2 protein-coding genes are annotated in these 732 nt (G+C 69.0%); one reads left to right on the plus strand and one right to left on the minus strand.

Annotation, left to right across the window (positions count from 1 at the left end; all coding sequences use genetic code 11):
- Positions 1 to 7: 7 nt before the first annotated feature.
- Entirely contained in the window at positions 8 to 226 is a 219-nt protein-coding gene (locus tag ABD774_RS21545; RefSeq protein WP_486327361.1) for a hypothetical protein, read from the plus strand.
- Here ABD774_RS21545 and ABD774_RS21550 read toward each other — a convergent pair.
- Positions 216 to 732 (minus strand): phosphopantetheine-binding protein (locus ABD774_RS21550; RefSeq protein WP_345045839.1); only part of this gene is annotated, 517 nt, incomplete at its 5' end. The genes ABD774_RS21545 and ABD774_RS21550 overlap by 11 nt on opposite strands.

Consider the following 732-nt stretch of genomic DNA (forward strand, 5'->3'; position numbering starts at 1 on the left):
GCCCACCATGCCAGCCCTCGTTCTCGCCGCCCCGGCCCACGCCGACGATGGCGACCGGGGCCGCATCACCATCGCCGGCCACTCCGGTTTCGGCCTCTGCAAGGAGGCACTCGCGCTCGTCCCATGGGCCCTGCCGCTGACCGGCCCCGCAGTGGACGACGCCTGCCACAACCGCGACCACGACGAGATGCGCGACCGGGCCGTCGGGCCTGCCCTTACGCCGTGAGGTGAGTCGGCTCGAACATCCGCAGTACCGCCGGGAGTACGACCACCGAGGGGCCGGGCTCGGACAGGGCCTTGGTCAGGTTCTCAATGGCCTTGGGCTGGTCGCCGGTCAGCAGAAAGTACTCGGCCCGGGTCAGGAACAGCTCCAGGGCATTCTGGCCGGTGCCCTGCTCTTTGTCCAGCAAATCGGATACGGCGGCGGCGTTTTCCAGCTCCTTGGTGGCCAGCCGGAGTCCGGACTGCCTGGCCCGCGAGGAGACCTGGATGCTCAGGATCGAGTCACCGCCGAGGCTGAAGAAGTTGTCCTCCACGCCGACCCGCTCAGCCCCGAGGAGCCGGGCGAACAGTCCACAAAGGATCTCCTCGCGAGCGGTGCGCGGCGCACGGCCCGACACACCACCGAAGTCCGGCTCCGGCAGCAACTCCGCGCTCCGGTTCATCGCGGCCGGCATGTTCTTGTTCGCGACCCTCGGCTTCATCGTGGTCCAGATCGACCGGCAGCGGAAG

The sequence above is a fragment of the Georgenia daeguensis genome (assembly GCF_039537705.1).
Classification (GTDB): Bacteria; Actinomycetota; Actinomycetes; order Actinomycetales; family Actinomycetaceae; genus Georgenia; species Georgenia daeguensis.